At 67.4% G+C, this 7934-nt stretch carries 6 protein-coding genes and 1 pseudogene; 3 read left to right on the top strand and 4 right to left on the bottom strand.

Features of this window, described 5'->3' with window-relative positions; all coding sequences use genetic code 11:
* Nucleotides 1-118: 118 nt before the first annotated feature.
* Complete coding sequence (locus ABZ807_RS32715) at nucleotides 119-964, top strand: hypothetical protein (protein ID WP_357166853.1); 846 nt, start codon at nucleotides 119-121, stop codon at nucleotides 962-964.
* Nucleotides 965-1044: 80 nt separating this feature from the next.
* Here ABZ807_RS32715 and ABZ807_RS32710 read toward each other — a convergent pair whose 3' ends face one another.
* Both ABZ807_RS32710 and ABZ807_RS32705 read right to left on the bottom strand, forming a co-directional pair.
* Complete coding sequence (locus ABZ807_RS32710; RefSeq protein ID WP_357166850.1) at nucleotides 1045-2043, bottom strand: hypothetical protein; 999 nt, start codon at nucleotides 2041-2043, stop codon at nucleotides 1045-1047.
* 257 nt (nucleotides 2044-2300) lie between these two features.
* Nucleotides 2301-3221 (bottom strand): transposase family protein, encoded by a 921-nt coding sequence (locus tag ABZ807_RS32705; protein WP_357166847.1) that lies wholly within the window; start codon nucleotides 3219-3221, stop codon nucleotides 2301-2303.
* Between the two features lie 227 nt (nucleotides 3222-3448).
* On the opposite strand from ABZ807_RS32705, the gene ABZ807_RS32700 reads away from it, so the two are divergent.
* Complete coding sequence (locus tag ABZ807_RS32700; protein ID WP_357166844.1) at nucleotides 3449-4807, top strand: hypothetical protein; 1359 nt, start codon at nucleotides 3449-3451, stop codon at nucleotides 4805-4807.
* A 15-nt stretch (nucleotides 4808-4822) separates the two neighbouring features.
* Here the strand turns inward: ABZ807_RS32700 and ABZ807_RS32695 are convergent, their stop codons facing one another.
* The gene (locus ABZ807_RS32695) at nucleotides 4823-5110 is read right to left on the bottom strand and encodes a hypothetical protein (RefSeq protein ID WP_357166856.1); all 288 of its coding nucleotides are present in this window, start codon (nucleotides 5108-5110) and stop codon (nucleotides 4823-4825) included.
* On the opposite strand from ABZ807_RS32695, the pseudogene ABZ807_RS32690 reads away from it, so the two are divergent.
* Nucleotides 4998-5856: pseudogene (locus ABZ807_RS32690) on the top strand (DUF2254 family protein). The gene ABZ807_RS32695 and the pseudogene ABZ807_RS32690 sit on opposite strands and share 113 nt — an antisense overlap.
* A gap of 302 nt (nucleotides 5857-6158) precedes the next feature.
* Here the strand turns inward: ABZ807_RS32690 and ABZ807_RS32685 are convergent.
* A complete protein-coding gene (locus ABZ807_RS32685; RefSeq protein WP_357166841.1) occupies nucleotides 6159-7334 on the bottom strand; it encodes a metallophosphoesterase in 1176 nt (391 codons plus the stop codon).
* Between the last annotated feature and the right edge of the window lie 600 nt (nucleotides 7335-7934).

Raw genomic sequence — 7934 nt, 5'->3', positions numbered from 1 at the left:
AACAAGCGCAACCCCACCGGGTCACGCCAGAGACTCCCTCAAGATCAATGACGGGCAAGAGCCAACTCGTCGTCACCTTCGGTGACGGCTAACACCGAACCGACTGCGCTACCAAGATATGAGCAGTGAGGCAACGCGGCTACTCGCCACCGAGGGTGAGTCACACCGCTTCGAGTTCAAGGAGAAGGCCGACGCTGTCGATGCCCGCGTATTGGTCGCCGCCGCGAACACTGTTGTCCTCGACAAGATTCCCGAGGGCTTCGTCACCATCCTTGTAGGGGTGAAGGAGGTCGCCGACTCGACGACCGGCGTCGTCCAAGGACACGTCATCGGCCTCACACAGATGAACGACGACAACGCCCGCCGCAACTCCCTGGACAACGCCAGGCACCGGATTCAGAGTCGCGCCAGCGAGACATTGCCCGTTCCGGTCGGATTGCGGATCATCGAGGAGGGAGTCGACACTAAGGCTCCGTTCCTTCGTCTAGAGGTTGCGCCGACGCGGGCACCGCATTACACCCGCGACGGTCACCGGGTGACCAGATACGGCGCATCAACCCGCGCGATCACTGATGACGAACTCGTCGAGATGTATCTCATTAGGGAGGCCGATGCCTTTCGACGCAGGTTCGGCGAGGTCGCGGCCGAGCTGACCGGCAGCGTAGAGCGGCTGGGCACGAGCGTCGAAACGACCGCCGACGCTATCCTCCGTTCGATGGAGGCCATCAGGGACGTGGCCGGAAGCGCGGCTGGCGAAGCCTCGGAAGCAGCCAGCCAATTGCAGCACATCGAAATGGATCTGCGGGACCGGCCAACCTCAAAGGACATTATTGACTGGCTCGAAGCGGGTGACGAGGCAGTGGCCGGCAGAGTCGCCTGGCTAGCAGCGAAGCTGAGCCGACAAATCAACTCTGCTGCATCCAGGAAGGGAAGCGCGAAGCGCCGCCGATCCATTCAACCTTGACCGTACTCAGATCAGCCAGACCGATCGGGACAGGTCGGATCGCCCCACGATCCGACCTGTCCCGGATAGTGCGTTGAGCCCTATTCGTGCGAGTCGTCTCGGCTGGTGACGATGAAGCCGGTACCGGTGAGCGGATCGCCGACCGGTGTGGTGGCCCAGGCTTCGTGTTGGCTGGTGCCAGCGGCGCTGAGGTTGAGCAGTTGCACGAGGTCGGCGACGTTGGGGGCGGTAGGCAGATCGCAGACTACGAGCGCGCTGCCGGTCGAGTCGCCGCTGTCTTCGTCGTCGGGATCGTCCGGTTCCCACCGGCCCAGGTGGATGCTCCACCCGTGCGGATGCCTCCCGCCTGGTGCGAGGCTGTCGACGGACAGGTAATAGCCGTCGCCCCATGACGGGTCATCGAGAATCGACAGCGCCGACACGTCCAGCATCGCGTTCTGATTGTCGTTCAGCTGGTAGGCGCTCAGCAGTGCCCGTAGCCCTTCGACGCCCTCGGCTAGAGACGCATCGCTAGCGCCTTCCTCCTGCCGGTCAAGTAACTCCCGAGTCGACGTGTTGAGTTTGGACATGCCGCCTTCGTGAGCGACGAACGGAAGCGAGGGCTGCCACGATCGCTGAACCGGTGTCGTAGGTTCGACGTTCTCGCTGTAGTAGAGCAGCTCGGCGTGCAGGTCGCGGGCCTCGGCCTGTAGTTCCTGAGTGATGGCGAGCTGGATCGGGGCCGGGGCATCGTGGAGTGCCTGGTCGAGGTCGGTGAACGCGGCGTGCAGTTCGAACATGACCACCTCGTACCAGAGGCTGTGGGTGCCGACGAGCAGGCCGACCCGTGCCGTCGGGTCGCTCAACGTGTCGAGGTGGCCGGCCGGGTAGTGGCTTGAGCTGTTGCCGCGCCGGTCGTAGAGGCACAGCGGGAGTGTGGCGCAGGCGGAGATGCGGTTGAGCGCGTCAACAATGGTTCGGGCGAGTATTGGGGCGTCGCAGCTGGTGACGGTGGTGCTGGTGATGTCGTCGTTGGGAGTGCGGTAGGAGGCCAGGACCTGGGTCTTTCCGCGGTTCGGGTGAGTGGAGTAGATGGTCACGGTGGCATGTCCTCTCGCATGACAGCCCGCAGGCGGTCAAGTGTCAAGGCGTGGTGAACGGATTGGGAGGCGGTGGCGAGGGCGCGGTCCGACGCTCCATGCCTCGACATGTGATCTGCGGTGGTTCAGGTACTGTCCCGAACTCCATGCGTGACCATGATTGTAACCGCAACGCCGTCCGAAACCGTCCCGCGGCCGCCACACGCTGCCTGCTGGTAACGACCTGGGGATCAATTGTGGTGGGTGTTGGGGGTTGGTCATCGGGCTGCGGCGCGGTCGCTGGCCAGGCCCGCTACGGCTCGGATGACCTCTGGTAGGACGTCGCGGCGGCCGGTGAAGCGTTGCAGGGTGCGCCACCATTTGATCGCGGCGATGGCGTGTTCGGCGGGGATACGTTGCGAGGACTGGGCTTTGCGGGCTGCTTCGTAGGCGGTGACGTCGTCGGGTGGGGCGTCTTTCTTCGGTTTCAGCGGTGGGGCGATGACCTGGTCGGGGTGGTCCTTGGCTAGTCCGCGGTAGCCGGCGTCGACCAGGAACTTCACGTCGGGGTAGGCGTCGAGGAGGTCGTCGATGCCTTCGGTCTGTATGGCGGTTTGGTCGTGTTGTCGGCCTGGACGGATGGCGCCGGCCCAGATCGGCCTGCCGTGGGCGTCGGAGGCGACGGTGGCTTTGATCGTGTTCTGTTTCTTCTTGCCGGACAGGAACGCCCGCCGGCCGGGTCGGTTGGCCTTCGGGCGGCGGACCTGAATCTCGGTGCCGTCCAAGCGGACGGTGAGTCCTTCGGCGGCGGCGTAGGCGAGGACATCGGCCAGAGTGTGCAGTCGTTGCCCGGACGCGGTGGCGAAGCCTCGGCTGGCCAGCAGTGGCCGGACCTGGCGTATCGCGGTGGAGACGGTGGAGCGGTCCACGCTGTAGAGCAGGGCCAGGGCTTGGTGGGGCAGGGCCAGACGGAGCCAGGCCAGGGTGCACAGCAGCCGGTCGCGCAGGGTCAGGGTTTCGGGGTGTCCGGCGCCGGGCCAGCGGTGGCGGTCCCGGCCGCCGCGGCGACGGTGCAGCCTTCCTTCCCTCGCGGCGGCGGACGGTTCGGCCAGTTCGGCGACGAGCCGGTCCAGGTGGTTGCGGGAGATGCCGGTGAAGACAGAATGGGACAGGGCCGCACGGGCCTTCTTGATCGTCACAAATCAGCAGACCGTGCGGCCCGCCATCATCTCGAGCAAGCCGACACGCCGGGTCACATCAACACACACCACTATTGATCCCCAGGTCGTAAGGCTCGACCTGGCCGAAGAGAGCAAGGCGCCAGCTGCAGACGGCGCGTCTCTGTCGGTCGGAAGATGTAGCGTCAACAGGTCCTTCATCCATGATCGGCCGGGTGTGGCCGCGATGTGGTAGGCGAGTGGTCGGTATGCACCTGGTACGCGATGATCATCGGATTGATGGTGAGGTCACCCTGGCCGATCTGCCGTTGGGTCCTTGGGCGGGCGTGTCCGTTCAGATGTGGACGACGAAGACGGGGCAGGTGTGGCACGCCGACCCGGAGTGCACTCGCGTGGAGGTCCATGGCAGGGAGATGGTTCACCGTCAGCCTGAGTCTGGTGGTCTCGACCAGCTGTCGCTTCCGGACGGGCTGCATTGCAACCCTCCGGGAGCGCTGGCGACCTACCGGCGGGCTGCGGACAAACTGCTGAGGTACGGGGCAGACACTCAAGCGGCCGAGGCTCGCCTGGCTGACGGCGATCTCGACTTCGGCCTGTTAGGCGATGACCCGCACTACTTCTGGAGCGCCGCCGATGAGGTGCTGATCTCTGGCGAACTGGCCGCCTACTGGGAGGCGGCACGGCGACGTCGGGAGCGCCTCGTCGAGAAAGTACGACATCAAGCTGGTCCGACTGCGCAGCGTGCGGCGATGGCGGTCCTCGCCGCCTGGGTGCGTGAAGGCCGCACGCCCCGCGAGCACCAGGACCGCTTTACGCGATTCCACAAGGCCGGAATCGACGGGCTCGATCAGGCTGACATCACCTACGGCATCGCGGAACGCACCGTGATGAGTGATCGTTTGTCGGCGTGGCTCGACGATGTCGCCGACGGAGCCGCTCCGAAGAACGCCACCACAAAGCTGGCGGACTGGATCGTCGACTCGGTCGCGCACCGAAAGGATGCTGACAGGTTCGTCGCTAAACTCCGTGACACCTGGACAGGGATCGGCCGGCGATGGGAACTCCTCCTGCAGGGCATGGCCATGGGCCACCCGGACGACATCGTGGCCATCTTCCACGAGTACGGGATGCCCTGGGATGGTTGGAAGGCGCACCCGCACGCTCGGATCGCGGCAGGTGACCTGGAGTGGGTAGTCGGCCGCGTGCCCGCCGCGCTGCGCCCGGTGCTGGCCGAAAGCGACCGTGGCCTCACCGGCCTGGTGCTCGCCGACGAACGCATCCGAAACTTCGATTCTGAACGCTGCGCGCTGCTGCTACGAAACCTGCTGACTTCCCTCGGAGCACCGGAACTGGCCGAACATGTCCTGGTGCAGGGCGCCGGAACCACCATCATGAACGGACCGCCTGGGCAGCGGGCGATCAAGCCGGCGCTGGGGCTGCACTGGCAGCAAACCGGGTTCGCATCGGGAGTCTTCGGCGCTGGCATCACCCGCGAGCAGTGCCTTCCGGCGCTGCAAGCAGCAATGGACGGGCGGAGCCTCCCCAGCTCCGGTCGTAACCCACATGCTCGTCCCTCCGCAAGGCGAGGCAAGAACAGCAGCGAGTGACCTCTCCCTGAGAGGTCACGTCCGCGCTGGTGGTGTAAGAGACGGCCAGTTGTCCGTAGCCGGCGCCGCACATCGCGTCGGCCTCGGCGGACTTACCTCCTGCGCGAACGTCTTGATCATCGCCTGCAACACATCAGGCGACGCGCCCGCGATCTGCTCGCACAGCAGCTCAACAGGGTTCGCGACGTTCATGTTCACCATGGTGGTGCTGGCCGCGCTACCGGACCAGGCGAACCAGGGGCTGCCCGAGCTGTCCCTGGCGGTGTCGATAGCGCTCGTCCTGGTCAGCAGCGCCACCTTCATCTACTACCTGCACCACATCACCACGCGATGCGGGTGTCGCACATCATCGGCTCCATCGGCGCGCAGACCCGACGATCGATAGCCGGCCTCCCTTCGCCCGACGACCCCCAGGTCGTTGTCCTCGGTGCGGTGATACAGACCGTGCCGGCGTCAGAACCCGGCATGGTCAGCAACGTCGATCTTCCCCTGCTCGCGCGGCTGGCCCGCGAGCACGACTGCGCCATCACCGTCGTGCCGACACCGGGTGACTCGTCGTCGCGGGAGCACCGCTGCTGCACATCCACCGGGCCGCCGACGCCACGCCTCGCCCCGTGCCGGTCGAGGCGGCCGAACAGGGCGTGACCATCGGCGTGGATCGCACCCCGGGCCAGGACCTCGGCTTCGGCTTCCGCCAGCTCGCCGACATCGCCGAACGCGCGCTGTCCCCCGGCATCAACGACGTCACCACCGCCGTACGCGCCGTGCAGGAGGCACACGACCTCCTGCGCCGGCTCGCCACCCGCCCCGACCCGACCCACATCGTCCGCGACGACGACGGCACTGTCCGCGCTCGGATGAGAAGCATCTCGTACGACACCATCCTGGCGATGATCATCGACGACATTCGACTCGTCTCCCGCCAGCAGCCCCGCGTCCAGCACCTGCTGGACTCCGTCGTCCACGACGTGGCCGCCGTCGCGTTTACCGTCCACCACGCCGCGATCCGGCGTCGGCTACCAACGCCGGCCGCTGACAACCTGCCCTGACACCCTCCAATTGACGTCGTTTCCCAGTTCACGTCCCGGGTCGGCACCCAACCGGCGGAACAGGGCGGGATCGCCCTCGCGACCAGCGCCTCACGACGGAGACTCTGTCGGTGAGTGCCATCCCGCCGCTGCGCCGCTCGCGATGGATCCACCCCCTCGTCTCCGGCAAGTCACCCGGCTGGAACTGTTCGTCGACCTCATCGGGTGCATGCGGGTGGATCCCTGGGCCCGCGTAGCCAGCGGAGTTGCCGGGGAATCCCGGTCACGTTCAGGTGAGGCGGTGGGCGTTGGTCCGGTCGGGGCTACCTCGCTCGGAGGGTGAGCAGGGTGATCTCGCTCGGCGCGAAGATCCGGAACGGCGGACCCCAGAAACCGGTCCCCCGGCTCGTGTAGAGCTGGGTCTGGCTATGCCGGCTGAGGCCCTGCACGACCGGCTGGTCGAGCCGGACCAGGTAGTGGAACGGCCACATCTGGCCGCCGTGGGTGTGCCCGGACAGTTGCAGATCCACGCCGGCCGCGACCGCGTCGTCGATCTGCTTGGGCTGGTGCGCCAGCAGCAGCACGGGCAGCCGCGGGTCGGTACCGGCGAGCGCCGCTGCGTGGTCGGCGCGGTGACCGGCGACGCCGGACGAGGCGGCGGTCACGTCGTCGACCCCGGCGACGACGAGCCGGGCGCCGCCCCGCTCCACCACAAGGTGCCGGTTGTGCAGCGGCTCCCAGCCGAGGGTCCGCATGTGCTCGACCCAGCCCTCCGCCTCGCCGTAGTACTCGTGGTTGCCCGTCACGTACACCCGGGCCAGCCGGGCCCGGACGGCGCCCAGCGGCGCGGCCTGCGCCCGGCGCTGGTCGACCGTACCGTCGGCAATGTCGCCGGTGTGGCAGACGATGTCGGCAGCCAACCCGTTGACCACCTCGGTGGTCCGGGCGGACCAGCGGGCCCGGTCGATCGGTCCGTAGTGGGTGTCCGTCAGCAGCACCACCCGGACCCCGTCGAGACCCGCACCCAGCCGATCCACGGTGACGTCCACCCGCCGGACCCGGGGCACTCGCATCGCCTCGGCGTACCCCCAGACGGCCAAGACGACCGAGACGACCGCCGCACCGACCGCCACAGCCCGCGACCGCACCGGATCGGCGACCCCCGCGGCGGCCAGCGGGAGCCGGGCCACGTTGCCGAGCAGCGCCCAGACGAACAGGATCCAGACCAGGCCAAGGAGTGTGTCCCCCGCGCGGGCCGCCGCGTCCAGCCGCCGGCGGCCGTGCCCGAGATACATCAGAACGGGGAACGCGACCAGCGCGACGACGAACACGCTCGTGCCGGCGGCCACCACCGGCGCCGGCCACCGCGCCGCCACCGTCAACGTCCACCACGGCAGCCCGAACAGCAACGCCAGGAGCGCGACCAGTGTCGCCCCGGACACCAGCGGTCGCAGCGACCCTCGCGCCGGCCGCACCTGTACGGCATCGCCAGCAGCCATCGTCGTCCTCCGTTCGGGTCTGTGCAGCATGACACGGTCCGGGCCGGATCGACCACGCCCGGAAACCGGGACGGATCCGGCCCGTAGGTGATCGACCCGCGACCCGGGGGTGCCTCGCTTCGGGGACGGTCAGCGGGTGGCGGGCGACGCCCCGGCCGAGAGTCTGCGCCCGATCATTTCAGGCTCGCCGAACGGCCCGTGCGGTTGAGTCGGCGCTGTCGTTTCGCGCCGCTCGCGGTCGACGTGGGCGGCGACGTCGCCGCCACACCGTTCCTACGCCGAGGCTTTGGCTGTTACTGGGACGAGACGCACCTGCTGGCCGTCGACAACCACGGAGCCCGGCGAACGCCTGGCGGCGGATCGTCGAACGACGAAGACCTCACTGCGGAAGAGTTCGAGCGGGCCCGTGACGACCTCACGGCGTAGCAGGTGGCGCTGAGTGAGAGCCGCGTGATCGGTTTGGCCATTTCGCTGGCACCTTTATGGGGCACCGGATGTCCGCACCCCCTGTCTGCCAGGGTGAGTTGAGGCCAACGGTTCATAGCAAGTCCGTCTGGCAGGGCGAGTTCAGGATCGAGTTGCATTGAGTACTGCTGTTGA

Source organism: Micromonospora sp. NPDC047548 (assembly GCF_040642975.1).
In the GTDB taxonomy this organism is placed as follows: domain Bacteria; phylum Actinomycetota; class Actinomycetes; order Mycobacteriales; family Micromonosporaceae; genus Micromonospora.
Note: the sequence above shows the minus strand (reverse complement) of the source record. Positions and strands in the feature narration are given on the sequence as shown.